17 protein-coding genes are annotated in these 18,811 nt (G+C 63.4%); 11 read left to right on the top strand and 6 right to left on the bottom strand.

The window, feature by feature from the left end; genetic code table 11:
* Positions 1-17 precede the first annotated feature (17 nt).
* The 5 genes from rfbD to ppk2 form a co-directional block, all read right to left on the bottom strand.
* Positions 18-917, bottom strand: a complete 900-nt coding sequence (gene rfbD, locus C0606_04430; protein ID PLX37547.1) for a dTDP-4-dehydrorhamnose reductase — start codon at positions 915-917, stop codon at positions 18-20.
* Positions 914-1,969 (bottom strand): dTDP-glucose 4,6-dehydratase, encoded by a 1,056-nt coding sequence (rfbB, locus tag C0606_04425; protein ID PLX38669.1) that lies wholly within the window; start codon positions 1,967-1,969, stop codon positions 914-916. The genes rfbD and rfbB overlap by 4 nt, the downstream gene beginning before the upstream one ends.
* A gap of 26 nt (positions 1,970-1,995) precedes the next feature.
* Positions 1,996-2,571 (bottom strand): dTDP-4-dehydrorhamnose 3,5-epimerase, encoded by a 576-nt coding sequence (gene rfbC / locus C0606_04420; protein ID PLX38668.1) that lies wholly within the window; start codon positions 2,569-2,571, stop codon positions 1,996-1,998.
* A gap of 89 nt (positions 2,572-2,660) precedes the next feature.
* Positions 2,661-2,972: a hypothetical protein gene (locus C0606_04415; protein ID PLX37546.1), complete on the bottom strand. Its 312-nt coding sequence runs from the start codon at positions 2,970-2,972 to the stop codon at positions 2,661-2,663.
* Between the two features lie 2 nt (positions 2,973-2,974).
* Positions 2,975-3,970, bottom strand: a complete 996-nt coding sequence (ppk2, locus tag C0606_04410) for a polyphosphate kinase 2 (GenBank protein ID PLX38667.1) — start codon at positions 3,968-3,970, stop codon at positions 2,975-2,977.
* Between the two features lie 108 nt (positions 3,971-4,078).
* Here ppk2 and C0606_04405 point away from each other — a divergent pair, with 108 nt between their 5' ends.
* From C0606_04405 to phoB, 7 genes are all read left to right on the top strand, one after another.
* Positions 4,079-5,419 (top strand): two-component sensor histidine kinase, encoded by a 1,341-nt coding sequence (locus tag C0606_04405; protein ID PLX37545.1) that lies wholly within the window; start codon positions 4,079-4,081, stop codon positions 5,417-5,419.
* Between the two features lie 219 nt (positions 5,420-5,638).
* Complete coding sequence (locus C0606_04400) at positions 5,639-6,643, top strand: phosphonate ABC transporter substrate-binding protein (GenBank protein PLX38666.1); 1,005 nt, start codon at positions 5,639-5,641, stop codon at positions 6,641-6,643.
* A gap of 69 nt (positions 6,644-6,712) precedes the next feature.
* Positions 6,713-8,182 (top strand): phosphate ABC transporter permease subunit PstC, encoded by a 1,470-nt coding sequence (gene pstC, locus C0606_04395; GenBank protein PLX37544.1) that lies wholly within the window; start codon positions 6,713-6,715, stop codon positions 8,180-8,182.
* A complete protein-coding gene (gene pstA, locus C0606_04390) occupies positions 8,179-9,519 on the top strand; it encodes a phosphate ABC transporter, permease protein PstA (GenBank protein PLX37543.1) in 1,341 nt (446 codons plus the stop codon). Before pstC ends, pstA begins: the two co-directional genes overlap by 4 nt.
* A 33-nt stretch (positions 9,520-9,552) precedes the next feature.
* Positions 9,553-10,350 (top strand): phosphate ABC transporter ATP-binding protein, encoded by a 798-nt coding sequence (locus tag C0606_04385; protein ID PLX38665.1) that lies wholly within the window; start codon positions 9,553-9,555, stop codon positions 10,348-10,350.
* A 130-nt stretch (positions 10,351-10,480) separates the two neighbouring features.
* On the top strand, positions 10,481-11,206 hold the full coding sequence (gene phoU / locus C0606_04380) for a phosphate transport system regulatory protein PhoU (protein ID PLX37542.1): 726 nt from the start codon (positions 10,481-10,483) through the stop codon (positions 11,204-11,206).
* A gap of 97 nt (positions 11,207-11,303) precedes the next feature.
* Complete coding sequence (gene phoB / locus C0606_04375; protein PLX37541.1) at positions 11,304-11,996, top strand: phosphate regulon transcriptional regulatory protein PhoB; 693 nt, start codon at positions 11,304-11,306, stop codon at positions 11,994-11,996.
* Positions 11,997-12,040: 44 nt separating this feature from the next.
* Here phoB and C0606_04370 read toward each other — a convergent pair whose 3' ends face one another.
* Positions 12,041-12,925, bottom strand: a complete 885-nt coding sequence (locus C0606_04370; GenBank protein ID PLX37540.1) for an AraC family transcriptional regulator — start codon at positions 12,923-12,925, stop codon at positions 12,041-12,043.
* Positions 12,926-13,154: 229 nt separating this feature from the next.
* Between C0606_04370 and C0606_04365 the strand changes: the two genes are divergently transcribed.
* From C0606_04365 to C0606_04350, 4 genes are all read left to right on the top strand, one after another.
* Entirely contained in the window at positions 13,155-14,747 is a 1,593-nt protein-coding gene (locus tag C0606_04365; GenBank protein PLX37539.1) for a glucan biosynthesis protein D, read from the top strand.
* A 279-nt stretch (positions 14,748-15,026) separates the two neighbouring features.
* Positions 15,027-16,601, top strand: a complete 1,575-nt coding sequence (locus tag C0606_04360) for an inorganic phosphate transporter (protein PLX38664.1) — start codon at positions 15,027-15,029, stop codon at positions 16,599-16,601.
* Positions 16,602-16,618: 17 nt separating this feature from the next.
* Entirely contained in the window at positions 16,619-18,439 is a 1,821-nt protein-coding gene (locus C0606_04355; GenBank protein ID PLX37538.1) for a sodium:phosphate symporter, read from the top strand.
* 63 nt (positions 18,440-18,502) lie between these two features.
* The gene (locus tag C0606_04350; GenBank protein ID PLX37537.1) at positions 18,503-18,784 is read left to right on the top strand and encodes a hypothetical protein; all 282 of its coding nucleotides are present in this window, start codon (positions 18,503-18,505) and stop codon (positions 18,782-18,784) included.
* Positions 18,785-18,811: the final 27 nt, after the last annotated feature.

Raw genomic sequence — 18,811 nt, 5'->3', positions numbered from 1 at the left:
GCCCGTCGGCAGGCCGCTTACGCCCCGTCCGTGACTAGTCGTTCGACACAGCGCCGGACCCCGTCGCGCCAGTCTGGCAATGCGATGCCGAATGTGCGTGCAAGCTTCGTGCAGTCGAGGCGCGAGTTTGCCGGTCTTTCCGCTGCCGTCGGGTAGTCGATGGTGGCGATCGCCTCGACCGATGGCATGGGCCTGCCGTCGATCTCGTGCGCGGTCGCGAAGACGGTCTGCGCAAGGCCGTGCCAGCTCGTCTCGCTGGCACCGGCGGCATGATAGATGCCTGCAAGCGACTCATGCCAGCCAGAGGCGGGAGTCTTGGTGGCTATATGAAGAATCGCATTCGCAAGATCGCCCGCATAGGTCGGTGAGCCGATTTGGTCTGCCACGACCCGCAACCTATCGCGCTCGCGCCCGAGCCGCAGCATGGTCTTGACGAAATTGCTTCCGAACGGGCTGTGCACCCAGGCCGTGCGCAGAATGATGTGACGCGGATTGGCGGCCGCGACGGCGGCTTCCCCGGCGAGCTTCGACGCGCCGTAAACGCTTCGCGGGTTGGTCGCATCATCCTCGCAATAGGGCGTGGATTTCTCACCATCGAACACGTAGTCGGTCGACAGATGGATGATCGGCAGGCCGGCCTCGGTTGCCAGTGCCGCGAGCTTTCCCGCACCGGTCGCGTTCACCGCGAAAGCTGCCTCGCGCTCGCTTTCCGCCTTGTCGACGGCGGTGTAGGCGGCGGCGTTGACGATGAGGGTGGGGCGAAAGGCGAGGGCACCCGCCGGCAGCGCGTCGAGAGCGGTAAGATCGAGCGCCGAACGACCGAGCGCCAGCATCGGAACGTCGCACTCATGTGCCGCCTCGACCAATGAGCGGGCGACCTGTCCCTCCGCGCCGGCAACGAGGATACGCGGGCTCACGCCGGCGTCTCCCGCAACAACCCGAGCCGCTCCGTCGAATGATGCCGCAACGGTTCCCACCAGGCGCGATTGTCGAGATACCAGCGCACGGTCTTCTCAAGCCCGCTCTCGAAACTTTCTTGCGGCGCCCAGCCGAGTTCCGCCGTGATCTTGCCGGCATCGATCGCATAGCGCAGATCGTGGCCCGGCCGGTCGGCAACGAAGGTGATGAGGTCGCGATGCGGATGGTCGGTCGGCGCGAGGCGGTCGAGCAGGGCGCAGATCGCCTCGACCACCTGCAGATTGGTGCGCTCGGCATGGCCGCCGATGTTGTATTTCTCGCCGATCCGGCCCTTCGTCATCACCGTGACGAGCGCGCGGGCGTGGTCATCGACATGAAGCCAGTCGCGCACATTGGCGCCGCTGCCATAGACCGGCAGGGGATCGCCGGAAAGCGCGTTCAGGATGGTCAGCGGGATGAGCTTTTCCGGCAACTGGCAGGGGCCGTAATTGTTCGAGCAGTTCGAGACGATCACCGGCAAGCGATAGGTCCGGCCCCAGGCGATCGCCAGATGGTCGGACGCGGCCTTGGATGCCGAATAGGGCGAACTCGGATCGTACGGCGTGTCCTCGCGGAACAGTCCCTCCGCGCCGAGCGAGCCGTAGACCTCATCGGTTGAGACATGGACGAAGCGGAAGCGCTCACGCTTGTCGGCAGCGAGTGTGTCGAGGTAGAGACGCGCGGCCTCGAGCAGCGTGAAGGTGCCGACGATGTTGGTCGAAATGAAATCTGCCGCGCCGGTGATCGAGCGGTCGACATGGCTTTCCGCCGCCAGATGCAGCACCGCGTCTGGCGAAAAGCGCGCGAACACCGCGTCCATCGCCGCGCGGTCGCAAATGTCTGCTTCGACGAAATCGTAAGCCGGGCAATCCGCGATCGCCGCGAGCGAGGAAAGGTTCGCCGCGTAGGTCAGCTTGTCGACATTGACGACGGAGGCTCCGAGTTCCCCGACCAGATAGTGGCACACCGCCGAGCCGATGAAGCCGGCCCCGCCGGTCACCAGAACGCGCATGCCCGCAATGTCGCTCGCCTCGGCGCTCATTGGTCCTGTTCGCCCTCGAAGGTGAAGTAGTCCGGCAGCTCGGAAAGCGGCGGGAACGTCCGGTCGCGGTCCGCCAGGATCGCCTGTTTGCCCGAAACCGGCCAGCCTATGCCGAGTGCCGGATCGTCGAAGGCGATGCCCCGTTCGGCCTCCGGCGCGTAGCCGGCAGTCACCTTGTAGATCACCTCGGTATCGCGCTCGAGGGTGCAGAATCCGTGTGCCATTCCCGCCGGCAGCCAGAGCTGGCGCCAGTTGACGGCCGAAAGCTCGACCTCGACCACCTGGCCGAAGGTCGGCGAGCCGCGCCGGATATCGACCGCAACGTCAAGGATCGAACCATGCGTGACACGCACCAATTTCCCTTGCTCGCGCGGCGGGATCTGGAAATGCAGACCGCGGATCGTGCCGGCTTCGCGCGACAGAGACTGATTGTCCTGCACGAAATCGGCGTCGATGCCGGCCTCGCGCCAGCGCTCCGTGTTGTAGACCTCGGAAAAGAAGCCACGCGCGTCGCTGTGCCGTTTCGGCGTGACGATCAGGACACCGGGAATAGCCGTCGGTTCAACCTGCAGCATGGGCCTCGTTCCGTGCGTTGGCGGCCATCTGCCGCCCCGTTCCCGTTTGCCATGACGTCCCCGGCCTGTCCACCGGCGGCGTCGCCTCAGTCGCGGCGGAAGATCACCGACCAGTCGTGATAGCCGGGCATGACCTTGGCGAGATAGGCGGACTCCCGGAAGCGATAGGCATCGCACGCCGAGCGGCTCCAGCCGGGGCGGACCCCACGGCACGAATTGGCGCGGAAATCGGCCGAGAACGACTGGCAGAACGCAGCCGGATCGGCCTTGCCGTGGACGGCGGCGACCCGGTCGTAGTGGTTCAGCGTGATGATACAGGTGCCGGCGGTGGCAGGGGTGCCCGCCGCCGCAATTAGCAGCGCCAGAACACCGGGACTGGCCTGTCGTCGCCAGCCCATGCCTATTCCTGCCCGCGCAGCAGGAAGCCGGGACCCGTCCCGACGATCTCTTCGTCGACGGCGCCGATCGCCTTGCGGTCCTTGTCCGGATAGTTGAGCTGCAACAGCACATGGCGGATGGCGTTCAGCCGCGCCCGCTTCTTGTCGTTGGCGCGGATGATCGTCCACGGCGCGTGGTCGGTGTGGGTCATATCGAGCATGCGGTTGCGCGCGGCGGTGTACTCGTCCCACATGCCGAGCGACTTGACGTCGATCGGCGACAGCTTCCAGATCTTCACCGGGTCGTGGCGCCGTTCGTGGAAGCGCTTGAGCTGCATCTCGCGGCCGATATTGAGCCAGAACTTGATCAGGATGACGCCGTCGTCGATCAGCATGTCCTCGAAGCGCGGCACTTCCTTCAGGAACGCCTCGCTTTCGTCTTCGGTGCAAAAGCCCATGACCCGCTCGACCACGCCGCGATTGTACCAGGAGCGGTCGAACAGGGCGAACTCGCCCTTGGTCGGCAGCTGCTCGATATAGCGCTGGAAATACCACTGGCCTTGTTCGCGGTCGGTCGGCTTGGCGAGTGCGACGACACGGGCGTAGCGCGGATTGAGATTGCCGGTGAACCGCTTGATCGTGCCGCCCTTGCCGGCTGCATCGCGACCCTCGAACACGACGACGAGGCGCTTGCCTTCCTCGCGTGCCCAGGCCTGCGCCTTCACCAGTTCGACCTGAAGGTCGTAGAGCGCCTTCTCGTAGTCCTTGCGGTCCATCGGCTTCTTGTGCGGGTAGCCGCCCGAGCCGAAGGCCTTGTCGTCGATTTCCTCCGGCAACTTGGGATTCTCAAGGTCGAAATCGCTTGCCGCGGGTGTCTTTGTTGTCACGCCATCCTCGTAAAATGTTGCGCCGGCTACAAAAAAGGGTTCATCATTTCGTCGTCGAGAACCGGCATTGTCGGTCCCCGCGCCGGGCGCTGCCGCAATGATATCGTGGTGAATGCCTGCGGCCAATTGCATAAGGCGGAGATCCGGCACGGTCTCCGCGATGTCGAACATGGGGAATGCCGCCCGCAAGGGCGAAGCCCGCAGCAACACCTCGTATCGGGGCCACGGGTTGGGAGAGTCATGAGCGGAGTTGACGACCAGATGGGCCGGAACGGGCCGGACAACGAGGTGAAGCAGTTTGCCCGCCGCCTGTTCGACGCGCGCTGGCCGGTGCTGACGGCGATCGCCGTGCTGGCCGCCGCCGTCTTCACGGCCGGCCTACCGCTCGGCTTTGCCGCGACCGGCGCGGCGCTGGTCGTGCTGTCGGCTGCGATGTTGCAGCCGAGGCGTCCGGTCGAGACCGCTGCCCCGAAGGAAGAGAAGCGCAGCCCGGTCTGGCCGAGCACGTCCATGAAATCGGTCGTCGAGGCGTTGCCGCAGCCCTGCTTCATCACCGACGGCCGCGGCATCGTCCGCTACGCCAACGCCGCCGTCGATCAGGAGTTGGGCGCGGTCCGCCCCGGCGATCCGCTGTCGTTCAAGCTGCGCATGCCGTCCTTCCTCGAGGCGCTCGACCGGGTTGCCGCCGGCAAGCCCGCCGAACGCATCCGCTGGTCCGAGAAGGTGCCGACCGAACGCCTGTTCGAGGCCTACATCACGTCGCTCGAAGTGCCGTCGGCGCGCCGTGGCCGCGCCGGGCCGCATCCCGATTTCGTCCTTGTCGTTGTCCACGACCTGACCGAGCAGCATCGCCTCGAGCGCATGCGGGCGGATTTCGTGGCCAATGCGAGCCATGAGCTGCGCACCCCGCTTGCCTCGCTCACCGGTTTCATCGACACGTTGCAGGGACCGGCAAAGGACGATCCGAACGCCCGCGAACGCTTTCTAGGCATCATGCGCGATCAGGCCGGCCGCATGGCGCGCCTGATCGACGACCTCCTGTCGCTGTCGCGCATCGAGATGCGCGCCCATGTCCGGCCGACCGATCCCGTCGATATGACCGCCGCCCTGACCCATGTGGCCGACGCGCTGACGCCGCTCGCCGAGGAAAACGGCGTGGTGATCGAAAAGGAATTGCCGGCCGACCCGCTGATCGTTCGTGGTGACCGCGATGAACTCGTGCAGGTTTTCGAGAATCTCACGGAAAACGCGATCAAATACGGCGGTTCGGGAGGCCGGGTGCGCATCGGCGCCCGTCGGGTGCGCGAAAACGGCGGGCCGGAACGGATTGCCGTTTCCGTGCGCGACTGGGGGCAGGGCATCGCCGAGGAGCACGTGCCGCGTCTGACCGAGCGATTCTACCGCGTCGACGTCGTTACCAGCCGTGAGCAGAAGGGCACCGGCCTCGGCCTCGCCATCGTCAAACACATCCTCGCCCGCCATCGCGGTCGCCTTGCCGTTGAAAGCGAGCCCGGCGAGGGCTCGACCTTCACAGTTTGGCTGGATTCCGGCGAGTCTGTCGCAAAAGATTCAAACGAATAAAAATAATCCAATAAAAACAGTAGATTATACTGTCACAAAACTTACAAGCAAAGATCATAAAAGGATTGCGCGACGGCACTAGTGTCGTCTTTGCGACATGGCTGCGGAACGACCGCGGCGGCATGTCGCGCTCCTGCTTCAAGACCTACATTTCAAGGGAGAGGTCACGTGAAATTCGCCACTTTTGCGAGCGCCGCCGCGCTTGCCGTCGCCGGAACCATGTTTGCCGGTGCTGCCCAGGCTCGCGATCAGATCCAGATTGCCGGTTCCTCCACCGTCCTGCCGTATGCCTCGATCGTCGCTGAAGCGTTCGGCGAGAACACCGATTTCCCGACCCCGGTCGTTGAATCGGGCGGCTCGTCGGCCGGCCTGAAGAAGTTCTGCACCGGCGTTGGTGAGAACACCATCGACATCGCCAATGCCTCGCGCAAGATCAAGGACAAGGAAATCAAGACCTGCGCCGAGAACGGCGTGAAGGACATCGTCGAAGTCCGCATCGGCTACGACGGCATCGTGTTTGCCTCCGACATCAACGGCAACTCGTTCGCCTTCACCCCGGCTGACTGGTACAAGGCCCTGTCCGACAAGGTCGTCGTTGACGGCAAGATCGTCGACAATCCGAACAAGACCTGGAAGGACGTGAACGCGGAACTCCCGGCTCAGCCGATCATGGCCTTCGTCCCGGGCACCAAGCACGGCACCCGTGAAGTCTTCGAAGACAAGGTCATCCTGGCCGGCTGCGAAGCCACCGGCGACTTCGAGGCCTTCCTCGCCGCCGCTGAAGGCGACTCGGACAAGGCCAAGAAGAAGGCCGCCGAGAAGGCTTGCATCGCGCTGCGCACCGACGGTCTGTCGGTCGACATCGACGGTGACTACACCGAGACCCTCGCCCGCATCGACTCCAACAAGGATGGCATCGGCGTGTTCGGTCTGGCGTTCTACGAGAACAACACCGACAAGCTGCAGGTTGCGACCATGTCCGGCGTGACCCCGTCGACCGCGTCGATCGCTTCCGGTGAGTATCCGGTCTCCCGCCCGCTGTTCTTCTACGTCAAGAAGGCGCATATCGGCGTGATCCCGGGCCTCAAGGAATACGCCCAGTTCTTCGTCTCCGACGAAATCGCCGGCGGTGACGGCCCGCTCGCCGAGTACGGCCTGGTTTCCGATCCGGAACTGGCCGCGACTCAGGCCGCGGTTGAAGCCGAACAGACGATGGGCCAGTAATAAGCCCGAAGTTCGAAAGGGCGGCTTCGGCCGCCCTTTCTTCTCTTTTCCGCCTGTTGGGTATTCCTCATGTCACTCTCGTTGGTCTTCCTGGTACTGCTGGCCTTGGCCGTTGTCGGGTATGCTCTCGGCCGGGCCAGGGCATTGAGGTCCGCCGGAGGCGACAGTCGCATCCTCCATTCGCTGCCAAGCTACTATGGCTGGCACGCGGTGCTGATGGTTCTGCTGCCGTCTCTTCTCGTTCTTCTGGTCTGGCTCGCCGTCCAGCCCGTTGTGATCAACGCCCAGGTCTCCTCGCTGATCTCCGAGAAGTCGATCGCCGCGAGTTCGCTCGATCTGGTCATGAGTGACGTGGAGCGCGTCGCCAACGGCCTCGACGTCGCCGTCGAAGCCGGCGCGATGACGCCCGAACAGGCCGGTTCGATCCGCACCGAATTCACCGATGTACGCGATCGCCTCGGCAAGGTGGGTGTGGCGCTCGGCAGCGATGTGAACGCCGAAACGCTGCGCGCCGCGCAGCGCTACCGCACACTCAGCGCGATCGGTTCGCTGTGGCGGGCCATCATCGTCATTTTCGTTGGCCTTGCCGGGTTCGTCGTGGCCTATCTGCGTTCCCACAAGGACTTCCGCGCCCGCAATGTCGTTGAGCGCGTCGTTCTGTGGATTCTCGTCGGCGCCGCCTCGATCGCCATTCTCACCACGCTTGGCATCGTGCTGTCGCTGATTTTCAACACAGTCGAATTCTTCCGCATTTTCCCGGCCGCCGACTTCTTCTTCGGCCTGACCTGGTCGCCGAGCTTCGGCGGCGGATCGGAACTCGGCATCGTGCCGCTGATCTGGGCGACGCTGTATATCTCCTTCATCGCGCTGGCCGTCGCCGTGCCGATCGGCCTGTTCGCCGCCATCTACCTGTCGGAATATGCCGGCCCCGCCGTGCGCGCCGTCGCCAAGCCGTTGCTTGAAGTGCTCGCCGGTATCCCGACCATCGTCTACGGCCTTTTTGCGCTGCTCACCGTCGGCCCGCTGCTTGTCGGCGTCTTCGGCAAGGACGGCGCTCTCGGCGTCGAGTGGATGCAGGGCGCATCCTCGGTGCTGACCGCCGGCTTCGTCATGGGCATCATGCTGATCCCGTTCGTCAGCTCGCTCTCCGACGACATCATCAACGCCGTGCCGCAGGCCATGCGCGACGGGTCGCTCGGTCTCGGCGCGACCCATTCCGAAACCGTCAAGCAGGTCATCCTGCCGGCCGCGCTGCCGGGCATCGTCGGCGCCATCCTGCTGGCCGCCTCGCGCGCCATCGGCGAGACCATGATCGTGGTGCTCGGTGCCGGTGCCGCCGCCCGTCTCAGCCTCAACCCGCTCGAGGCCATGACCACCGTAACCGCCAAGATCGTCAGTCAGTTGACCGGCGACGCCGACTTTGCCTCGCCCGAGGCGCTGGTTGCCTTCGCGCTCGGCATGACGCTCTTCGTCATCACGCTTGGGCTCAACATTGCGGCCCTCTACATCGTCCGCAAATACCGGGAACAGTACGAATGACCGACGCGACCGCAAGCTCCAAGCCGGCGGCTGGTGCCGGCAAAAAGACGTCGCTTCTGACCGTCGACGCCCTGACCCGAAAGCGCAACGCCGCCGAGAAGCGGTTCAAGATCTACGGCATCGCCGCGATCTCGGTCGGCCTACTGTTCCTTGTCGCGCTGTTGTGGGCGATCCTGTCGAACGGTCTCGGCGCGTTCAGCCAGACATTCGTGACGGTACCGATCACGCTCAACAAGGCCGAGATCGATTCAGCCGAGAAGTCGGTCGTCAAGACATCGAAATACCGGACTGTCATCACCAAGGCGCTCACCAACGAATTGTCCGGCGCCAAGATCGAGACCGACATGAAGGCCAAGGATCTGCGCAAGATCCTGTCTTCCGGCGCAGCCTCGACCATGCGTGACTATGCGCTCGCCAACCCGGATCAGTACGGCAAGACCATCGATTTCGAGTTCATCGCCTCGTCGCGCGTCGACGGCTACCTGAAGGGCCGTGTGAAGCGCGAAGACCTGGTCAACGACAAGAATCTCGACGCCGCGCACCTCGATCTCATCGATCAGATGATGGACGCCGGCATTGTCGAGAAGCGTTTCAACTGGGACTTCATTCTCGGAAGCGACGCGTCCGACTCCCGTCCCGAACAGGCCGGCATGGGCGTCTCGATGATCGGGTCGTTCTTCATGATGCTGGTGGTGCTGTTCCTGTCGCTGCCGATCGGTGTCGCGGCCTCCATCTATCTGGAAGAGTTCGCCCCGCAGAACCGCTTCACCGATCTGATCGAGGTCAACATCTCGAACCTCGCCGCCGTGCCCTCGATCGTCTTCGGCATTCTCGGACTTGCGGTCTTCATCCAGTTTTCGCACCTGCCGCAGTCGGCGCCGCTGGTCGGTGGTCTGGTGCTGACCCTGATGACGCTGCCGACAATCATCATCTCGACGCGCGCCTCGCTGAAGGCGGTGCCGCCGTCGATCCGCGATGCCGCCCTCGGCGTCGGTGCCTCGAAGATGCAGTCGATCTTCCATCACGTCCTGCCACTGGCCATGCCCGGTATTCTCACCGGCACCATCATCGGCCTGGCGCAGGCGCTCGGCGAAACCGCGCCGCTGCTCCTGATTGGCATGGTCGGCTTCATCGCGTCGAATTTCCCCGATGGGGTGGCGGCCGGTTTCCTGTCGCCGAACTCGGCCATGCCCGCCCAGATCTATGAATGGGCAAAGCGCGCCGATCCGGCCTTTTACGAACGAGCCTGGGGCGGGATCATCATCCTGCTTCTGTTCCTGATGATCATGAACATTGTTGCAATTGTCCTGCGCCGCAGGTTCGAGCGCCGCTGGTAAGGAGAGTGCAGACCAATGAACGATGCCACCAAAATCGACGCGGCTGCCGAAACATCCACGTCTGCCGGTGCGGCCGAACCCGCCATCGTCGCCCGCGGAGTGCAGGTCTATTATGGTGATACCCACGCCATCAAGGATGTCAGCGTAGACATTCCCGCGCGTTCCGTCACCGCCTTCATCGGCCCGTCGGGCTGCGGCAAGTCGACCTTCCTGCGTTCGATCAACCGGATGAACGACACCATCGATATCTGCCGCGTCGAGGGCAAGATCCTCATCGACGGCGAAGATATCTACGACCCCAAGGTCGACCCGGTGCAGCTTCGTGCCAAGGTCGGCATGGTGTTTCAGAAGCCGAACCCGTTTCCGAAGTCGATCTACGACAACGTTGCCTACGGCCCGCGCATCCACGGCCTTGCCCGCAACAAGGCCGCGCTCGACGAGATCGTCGCCTCCGGCCTGCAGAAGGCCGGTCTGTGGAACGAGGTCAAGGACCGTCTCGACGCGCCCGGCACCGGCCTGTCCGGCGGCCAGCAGCAGCGCCTGTGTATCGCACGCGCGATCGCGGTCAGCCCGGAAGTGATCCTGATGGACGAGCCGTGTTCGGCCCTCGATCCGATCGCGACCGCCAAGGTCGAGGAATTGATTGACGAACTGCGCGAAAACTACACGATCGTCATCGTGACGCACTCGATGCAGCAGGCGGCGCGTGTGTCACAGCGTACGGCATTCTTCCATCTCGGAGTTCTCGTCGAAGAGGGAACGACCGAACACATCTTCACCAATACGCACGACAAGCGCACCCAGGACTACATTACCGGCCGGTTCGGCTAGAGCGCATTCCCGAAAAGTGGGAACCGGTTTTCGGAAAAGAATACGCGCAAAAGCAAACGGATAGAACATTTCCAGTGTTTCAGGAAAAACAGGAAATGTTCTCTGTGCAGCGCGTGCGAAGGAGCAGGCAATGAGCGATCATATCGTTAAATCCTTTGACGAAGAGCTGAAGGAACTGGCCCGGCGTATCGCCGAAATTGGTGGCCTCGCGGAGACGCTGGTTGCCGACTCGGTTACCGCGCTGGCACGACAGGACACGTCCCAGGCGCAGGAAATCATCGTCGCCGACCACCGTCTCGACGATCTCCAGCGCGCCGTCGAGGACCGCGCCATCATCCTCATCGCCCGCCGTCAGCCGATGGCGCACGATCTGCGCGAAGTGGTCGCCACGATGCGCATTTCCGGCGATCTGGAACGGGTCGGTGATCTCGCCAAGAACATCGCCAAGCGGGTTCTGGCGATCGACACCCAGTTCCATTCCAACAAGCTGGCGCTTGGCGTCGAGCATCTGGCCGAGCTTGCCCTGCAGCAGCTCAAGACCGTGCTCGATTGCTACGGCACCCGCGACCTCTCGGTTGCCGCCGCCGTGCGCGAGGCCGATGACGAGATCGACGCGCTCTATACCTCGCTGTTCCGCGAACTCCTGACCTACATGATGGAAGATCCGCGCAACATCTCGCACTGCACGCATTTGCTGTTCTGCGCCAAGAACATCGAACGCATCGGCGACCATGCCACCAACATCGCCGAGACGATCCACTACCTCGTTACCGGCGAGCAGCCGGCCGACGAACGTCCGAAGGGCGACGAGTCGAGCACGACCGCCGTCGAATTCAAGTCGGACAGCAACGATTGACCCAGGCCTGCGCGCGGCGCCAGTCCGGTGCCGCGACGCTTAGGGGTGCCCGCAGCCGGAGAGCTTGCGTCGAGAGGCATCCGTACCGGAGAGATGAATGCCGAAGATCCTGATTGTCGAAGATGAGGAGCCGCTTAGCCTTCTGCTCCGCTACAATCTGGAATCCGAAGGCTACGAGTGCGAGGTTTGCGCTCGTGGCGACGATGCGGAACTCCTGTTGAGCGAAAGCCTGCCCGACCTGCTGTTGCTGGACTGGATGCTGCCGGGCCTGTCGGGCATCGAGCTGTGCCGCCGTCTGCGGGCCCGTGAGCGCACCGAAAAGCTGCCGATCATCATGCTGACGGCGCGCGGCGAGGAATCCGAGCGTATCCGTGGCCTCGCGACCGGCGCCGACGACTATGTGGTCAAGCCGTTCTCGGTGCCCGAGCTGATGGCCCGTGTGCGCGCCATCCTGCGCCGCTCGAAGCCGGAGGTGGTTTCCTCGCTGCTGACGGCGGGCGATCTGTCGCTCGACCGCGAAACCCATCGGGTTCACCGCTCCGGCCGCGAGATCCACCTCGGCCCGACCGAGTTCCGGCTGCTCGAGTTCCTCATGCAGTCGCCGGGTAGGGTGTTCAACCGCGAACAGCTGCTGGATGGCGTCTGGGGCCGCGACGTCTATGTCGACGAACGCACCGTCGATGTTCATGTCGGCCGGCTGCGCAAGGCGATCAATCGTGGCCGCTCGAAAGATCCGATCCGCACCGTGCGCGGTGCCGGTTACGCCTTCGACGACCAGTTCGTGCTCTGATTTCTCGCAGCGGTCCGCGTGTCGAGCGTCCTCTGCAAAGCCCGCTATTTCTCGCGCAAGGGCAGGAAGAGGTCCGTGATCGTTTCCCCTTCAGACACGTCGGGGAACAGGGTCTTTCGTTCGCAGAAGATCGGGAAGTCCCGCAATTCCTCGCCCGAGGCCGGCAGCCATTCGCGGTAAAGCCAGGTCGCCGGCTCTTCAAGGTCGCTGCATCCGACCACCCGAAGCCTGGCACACCGCCCGCCCGGAATAGCGCCTTCCCGGACGCCGCTACCGTTGGCGGCGATCGGACGATCGCTCGCGGCGCAGATATCGAGCCGGAACGCGTCGGCCGGCGTCGACTGTGGATCCGAATGGAAGACGTTGTAGGTGGCGCTTTTTTGCGGGCCAAGCCCGGTCGCCTTGCGCCATTCGATGAAGCGCCGGATAGTCTCATGCAGATCGGCCGGGTTGCCGTGGTGTTCCAGCACCGCGACGCGAACAGTCGGATGCGAGACGATTTCCACGTCCATCGGCGAATAGGCGGTCATGCTCTTCTTCCTCAGGTTTGCAAGCGGCTCGAGCGCCGTCTGCCACGCCGCCCGGTCGGGGCAACGACGAAACGCCGATGGCGTCTGTCCGAAATGTCGGCGAAACGCACGGGCGAACGCATCGGGCGCGTCGTAGCCGGCCCCGAACGCGATATCGGTGACGGTTTCGTTTGTCCGGTAGGCGAGGCGATGGACGGCGCGTTCGAGCCGCACGAGTTGAACGTGGCGCCTGACCGGCACGCCGAACGTGGCGGTGAATTGCCGATGGAAGTGAAACTTCGAGAATGCGGCGACGTCGCACAGTGCGTCCAGCCCAAGGTCGCTTTCGGGGTGTGCATCGATATGGGCAAGGACCCGTCTCATGCGGGCGAGATAGCGGTCGGCTGCGGCGGTCGTCATTCCTGTCTCCATGGCGGAGCCAATTTGGCATCCGGACCGGCTGGCGCGCGCCACCGATCTTGCGGACCTTGCAGCAGAGCCGCAAATCGCGTGGGTGCGATGGCCTCGTTCCGAGGGTTTTTGCTCGTCGCTGCCCGAAGAGCGCCACGATTAACTGGTTTGAGGCAATCCGTAACATTGTCACCAGCGCACGCCCGACCGGCTGCGCGTTTACGGATCGCTGACCCGCATGACATTTTTCGCTTTCACCCGCTTTCAGCCGGCACGCCGGCTCTCCGCTCTCGCTGTTGCCGTTCTCCTCGCGCTCCCCGGACTTTCAGCAGCCGGCCACGCCGCCGAGCCGAAGCTTGGCCCGCCGGAGGACTTTTCCTTCGACATTCTGAGCGAAAAGGCCCGCGCGCTTGCCGCCGAACCCTTCAAGCCCCACGAGCCGGCGCATCCCGAGCTACTCGACCGCATCGACTATGATGCCCACTGGAAGATCCGCTTCAACGAGGACGCCACCGTCTTTGCCGGCAAGACCGCGCCGCTCCAGTTCTTCCATCTCGGCCGCTTCTTTCGCGCCCCGGTTCGCATGAGCCTGGTGGCCGACGGCAAAGCGCGCGAGATCCTTTATTCCGCCGACTATTTCTCCATGCCCGACGACAGCCCGGCCAAAGCGATCGAGAACGAGGCCGGTTTCGCCGGCTTCCGCATCATGCGCGACGATCTCAAGACCGACTGGATATCGTTCCTCGGCGGCGCCTATTTCCGCACCGACGGCGCGGAGACCCAGTACGGCCTGTCGGCGCGCGGTGTTGCCATCGATACCGGCCTTGCCAAACCGGAAGAGTTTCCGCGCTTCACCGAGTTCTATTTCTCCGATGGCGAGGTTGCCGGTGAAAATGCGGTGATCTACGCGCTGCTCGACGGTCCGAGCGTGACCGGCGCCTACCGTATTCGCGCGGCGAACGGCGACGGCCAGGTGCTCGACGTCACCGCGACGCTGTTCTTTCGTAACGCCGTCGAGCGTGTCGGCATCGCGCCGCTCACCTCGATGTTCTGGTATTCGGAAATGAACCGCGCCTCGGCCTACGACTGGCGCCCGGAGGTGCACGACTCAGACGGTCTTGCCATTGAAACCGGAACCGGCGAGCGCATCTGGCGTCCGCTCAACAATCCCGACCGCGTCGTCACCTCGAGCTTCGTCGACGAGGACGTGAAAGGTTTCGGCCTCATTCAGCGTGACCGCGCCTTCGCCAACTATCAGGATGACGGGGTGTTCTACAATCGCCGTCCCTCGGTGTGGATCGAGCCGGTCGGCGAGTGGGGCAAGGGAGCGGTACAGCTCGTCGAGATCCCGACCAACGACGAGATCTTCGACAATATCGTCGCCTACTGGAACCCGGAGCGGGCGCCGGTGGTCGGTGAACCGATGACTTTTTCCTACAAGCTGCACTGGAACCGCGACGAGCCCTATCCGGGCGCGCTCGCCCGCACCGTCGCCAGCCGAACCGGTCGCGGTGGCGTGCCCGGCCAGCCACGACCCGACGATCAGGTCCGCATCGTCATCGATTTTGAGGGCTCGCCGCTTGCCGGTCTGACCCAGAAGGATGCGGTCAAGGCGAAGGTGACGGCGAGTGGCGGCACGGTCAAGCGCGCCTACACCCTGCCGATCGTCGGCACCAAGAACGCATGGCGGCTGACCTGCGATCTCGAAGTCCCCGCCGATGCGGGCACCATCGATATCCGTGCCTTCCTGTCCAAGGACGGCAAGCCGCTGACCGAGACCTGGCTCGGCCAGATGCACGCGTCGCAGGTCGCCAAGGCCGCCAGGCACTGACAGGCGGCACGGACGACATCTATCCCCGGATTGAGCACTGAGCCGCACGTGGTGCCCCCGCGTGCGGCTTTGTCGTGTCCTGCCCATATTTTTTCGGGGAGAAACCGCTGAAATCCGCTGTTTTGCTTGATGCAGATCAGGCCGTTTCGGGAGACGAATGTTACAATTCGATGAATGAATTGTGACGGCGATTCCTCTTGTAGACCTTGGCTGTTTTGCCGGCTGCGAGAGGAGCGAGGGCTTTTGTGTCGTCGCGCATCGGGGAAAATGGGGGCGAATTTGAAGCTCAAGGAATACCTCAAGATCGAGCAGGCAGCGGGCATCAGCCGCGGCGAGATCGGTCGCATCGGTTCGGCGATCATCTTCATGATGATCGTGATGATATACACCGGTTCGAAGTTCGGCCATGTCGAGCAGGTCTACCTGCTGATCGCGGCCGCCGTCATCGGCGCCTACATGGCGATGAATATCGGCGCCAACGACGTCGCCAACAATGTCGGGCCGGCCGTCGGCTCCTTTGCCCTGACCTTGACGGGCGCGATCCTCATCGCCGCCGTTTTCGAGGCGGGCGGTGCCATCATCGCCGGTGGCGATGTGGTCAAGACGGTGAAGAAGGGGATCATCGACCCGGCCACTATCGGCAATTCAGACATGTTCGTGTGGGTGATGATGGGCGCGCTTCTCGGCGCAGCCATCTGGCTCAATCTCGCCACCTGGCTCGGCGCGCCGGTGTCGACCACGCACTCCATCGTCGGCGGTGTCATGGGCGCCGGTATCGCCGCCGCCGGCTGGGACATCGTCAACTGGAATTCCATGAGCATGATCGTGCTCAGCTGGATCGTTTCGCCGATCACCGGCGGGATCATCGCCGCCGCTTTCCTCTACACCCTGAAGCGGCTGGTGTTCTTCCGAGACGATCCTGTCGAGCAGGCGATCAAGGTGGTGCCCGCGATGATTGCCATCATGGCTTGGGCGTTCACCACCTATATCGCGCTGAAGGGCATCAAGCACATCGTCGCGGTGTCGTTCCCGGTCGCGCTTGTCGCCGGTTTCGTCATGGCCGTGGTGGTCTTCATAATCGTGCGTCCGCAGGTGCGCAAGAAGCTGACGGTGGTCTCGCCGGACCGCGAAGGCGTCAACCGTCTGTTCGGCCTGCCGCTCATCTTTGCTGCCGCGCTGTTGAGTTTCGCCCATGGCGCCAACGACGTCGCCAACGCGGTCGGCCCCCTCGCCGGTATCGTCGACGCACTGACGGTTGCCGGCGGCGGCGGCGCCAAGGTTGCGATCCCGATGTGGGTGATGGCGATCGGCGCGCTTGGCATTTCGCTCGGTCTGGCGCTGTTCGGGCCCAAGCTGATCCGCACCGTCGGCACCGAGATCACCGAACTGGATCGCTCGCGCGCCTTCTGCATCGCGCTGGCCGCCGCCATCACCGTGATCGTGGCCAGCCAGCTCGGTCTGCCGATCAGCTCCACCCATGTCGCGCTCGGCGCCGTCTTCGGCGTCGGCTTCCTGCGCGAGTTCCTCGAGCAGCGCATGGGCGCGGTGGTCGAGGACGTGCTGTCCAAGCATGAGGGCCAGGCCGATTTCTCGCAGGCCGAAGCCGTGTTGCGCCGCTTCCAGAACGCGCCCTCGGTGGAAAAGGAGCGCATGCTGCAGGAACTGAAGGCCATGGGGCCGGAAGCCGTCATCGACGCCGCGCAGCGCAAGCAGCTCCGCAAGGCCCTGAAGCGCCAATTGTTCAAGCGCTCCTCGCTGTTTAAGATCGTGTCGGCATGGATCATCACCGTTCCCGTCTCGGCGGTTCTCGCGGCAATGTTTTATTTCGTTTTCCGCGGCATGATGCTGCCGTGATCGGAGCGGCATAGCACATGAAAAGATTTCTGCTGGCAGCGGTCCTTGGCGCCCTGTTGTTCAGCTTCTGGCTCAGTCCGAATTTTCAGGAGATCGCCGCCGGTGTGGCGATCTTCCTTTTCGGCATGCTCATGCTCGAGGATGGCTTCAAGCTGTTCAGCGGCGGTGTGCTGGAACGCACCCTGGAGCGGATGACCCGCTCCGTCCTGCGCTCCGTCACCTTCGGCATCGTGTCGACGACCATCATGCAGTCGAGTTCGCTCGTCTCCGTCATCACGATCTCCTTCCTGAGCGCGGGGTTGATCAGCCTGATTGCCGGTGTCGGCATCATTTTCGGCGCCAATATCGGCACCACGACGGGCGCCTGGCTGGTCGCCGGTATTGGCCTCAAGGTCGATATCGCGTCCTACGCCATGCCGATGCTGGCCCTCGGCGCGATCCTCGTCTTCCAGAATTCGAAATACCTCAAGGGTGCCGGTTACGTGCTTGCCGGCGTCGGCTTCCTGTTCCTCGGTATCCACTACATGAAAAGCGGGTTCGAGACCTTCAAGGAACAGATCGACCTGACCCGCTTCGCCATGACGGGTTTCGCCGGCCTCGCCGTCTACACGCTGGTCGGTGCTGCAGCGACCATCGTCATGCAGTCCAGCCACGCGACGATGGTGCTGGTCATCACCGCGCTGGCCGCTGGGCAGATTTCCTACGAGAACGCGCTGGCGCTCGCCATCGGCGCCAATATCGGCACCACGGTGACGGCGGTACTCGGGGCGCTGAGCGCCAATTTCCAGGGCAAACGCCTGGCGCTCGCCCATATCATCTTCAATGTCGTCACGGCCGCCGTCGCACTTGCCCTGATCCAGCATCTGCGCAACGCGGTCGACGAGGTCAGCGCCTTTGTCGGCATCGCCGACAATGATTTCGCGCTCAAGCTCGCCGTCTTCCACACGATCTTCAACGTGCTCGGCGTCGTCCTGATGCTGCCGCTCTTGCGCCTGCTGATCCGTTTCCTCGAGCGCGTCATCGTCGAGCAAAAGCCAGACGTCAGCAAACCGCGCTATCTGAACGCGGCGGTCGACGATTACCCCGCGACCATCGAGAGCGCGCTGCGCAAGGAAGTCGGCCATCTCTACGACAATGCGGTCGAGGTCATCGGCGAGGGGCTCAATATCCGTCTGGCGGAAATCTATGCCTCCACGAGCATCCCGAAAACGGTTGCCGAGAGCCGGACGCCGATCGATGTCGATTTGAGTGCACGCTACGAGCATCGCGTGAAGACGCTCTATGCGGCAATCGTCGAGTTCGCGACGCGCATCGGCGACAAGGATATGCCGCCCGATGTCGTCGCCCGCGTCTACGATCTCCTCGAAGTCGCGCGGCGCATCGTGCAGGCGGTCAAGGCGGTCAAGCACATGCGCCGCAACACCAGCGCCTACACCTCGGCGCAGCTTGGTGCCGTCACCGATCTCTACAACGGGATCCGCACCGAGATTGCCCAGATCCTGGCCGAGATCAACAAGCTGGAACATGAGGATGCGGACGAGCGGTCAAGTCTTTGGCTCGACGACGAACGCGTCCAGATCGAGGCGAGCTACCGCAACACCAGCAAGCAGGTTGAGGATCTGATCAGAAAGCGCGCCCTGAGCCCTCATGCCGCAACCTCATTCCTCAATGACTCGGGCTATGCTTTCGATGCCATGCGCGATCTGATGGAGGCAGCCAAGCTCTATTACCTGTCGAAGGAAAGCGGCATGGCCGAGGTGGAACGCATTCTGTCGGTCGAAGAGGACGATGCGGAGACCATCTCTGAAAGTGCGGAGGGAGACGCCGATGTGTCATGAACCCGTTACATCGCGGTTCTATGCTGTGCCGTCAGTAATTTGTGAAGACGGTGCGAGCGGACTGTGGCAGACAATCAGGTCCTTCCGATGAAATTGTCGAAGAGTGCGGAAAAGCTCGAAAAGTACCGTCAGCGTTTGAGCGACGGGAAAGCCGACGAAATCAAGCTCAGTCACGTCGAGCGGATGATCGAGAAGATCAAGGCGAAGAAGGAAAAGCTGCAGGGCGAACTGGGCGAGGCCGAAAGCGACGGCCGCCGCGAGCGTTTGCAGCGCAAGATCGAAGTCGCCGAAGCCCAGCTCGAAAATGCCGCCTGGCTGATGAAGGAACTCGGCACCGCCGGCTGACAGGAGCCGGCGCGGCGTGTCGCTTTG

This window comes from Hyphomicrobiales bacterium, from assembly GCA_002869065.1.
Lineage (GTDB): Bacteria > Pseudomonadota > Alphaproteobacteria > Rhizobiales > Rhodobiaceae > Rhodobium.
Note: the sequence above shows the minus strand (reverse complement) of the source record. Positions and strands in the feature narration are given on the sequence as shown.

Excerpts from the sequence above, each read along its gene's own strand:
- rfbB (PLX38669.1), bottom strand. The coding sequence starts at position 1,969 with ATGCGCGTTCTGGTGACCGGCGGGGCCGGCTTCATCGGCTCGGCGGTG.
- C0606_04415 (PLX37546.1), bottom strand. The coding sequence starts at position 2,972 with ATGGGCTGGCGACGACAGGCCAGTCCCGGTGTTCTGGCGCTGCTAATT.
- ppk2 (PLX38667.1), bottom strand. The coding sequence starts at position 3,970 with ATGCAATTGGCCGCAGGCATTCACCACGATATCATTGCGGCAGCGCCC.
- C0606_04405 (PLX37545.1), top strand. The coding sequence starts at position 4,079 with ATGAGCGGAGTTGACGACCAGATGGGCCGGAACGGGCCGGACAACGAG.
- C0606_04400 (PLX38666.1), top strand. The coding sequence starts at position 5,639 with ATGTTTGCCGGTGCTGCCCAGGCTCGCGATCAGATCCAGATTGCCGGT.
- pstC (PLX37544.1), top strand. The coding sequence starts at position 6,713 with ATGTCACTCTCGTTGGTCTTCCTGGTACTGCTGGCCTTGGCCGTTGTC.
- pstA (PLX37543.1), top strand. The coding sequence starts at position 8,179 with ATGACCGACGCGACCGCAAGCTCCAAGCCGGCGGCTGGTGCCGGCAAA.
- phoU (PLX37542.1), top strand. The coding sequence starts at position 10,481 with ATGAGCGATCATATCGTTAAATCCTTTGACGAAGAGCTGAAGGAACTG.
- phoB (PLX37541.1), top strand. The coding sequence starts at position 11,304 with ATGCCGAAGATCCTGATTGTCGAAGATGAGGAGCCGCTTAGCCTTCTG.
- C0606_04370 (PLX37540.1), bottom strand. The coding sequence starts at position 12,925 with ATGACGACCGCCGCAGCCGACCGCTATCTCGCCCGCATGAGACGGGTC.
- C0606_04365 (PLX37539.1), top strand. The coding sequence starts at position 13,155 with ATGACATTTTTCGCTTTCACCCGCTTTCAGCCGGCACGCCGGCTCTCC.
- C0606_04355 (PLX37538.1), top strand. The coding sequence starts at position 16,619 with ATGAAAAGATTTCTGCTGGCAGCGGTCCTTGGCGCCCTGTTGTTCAGC.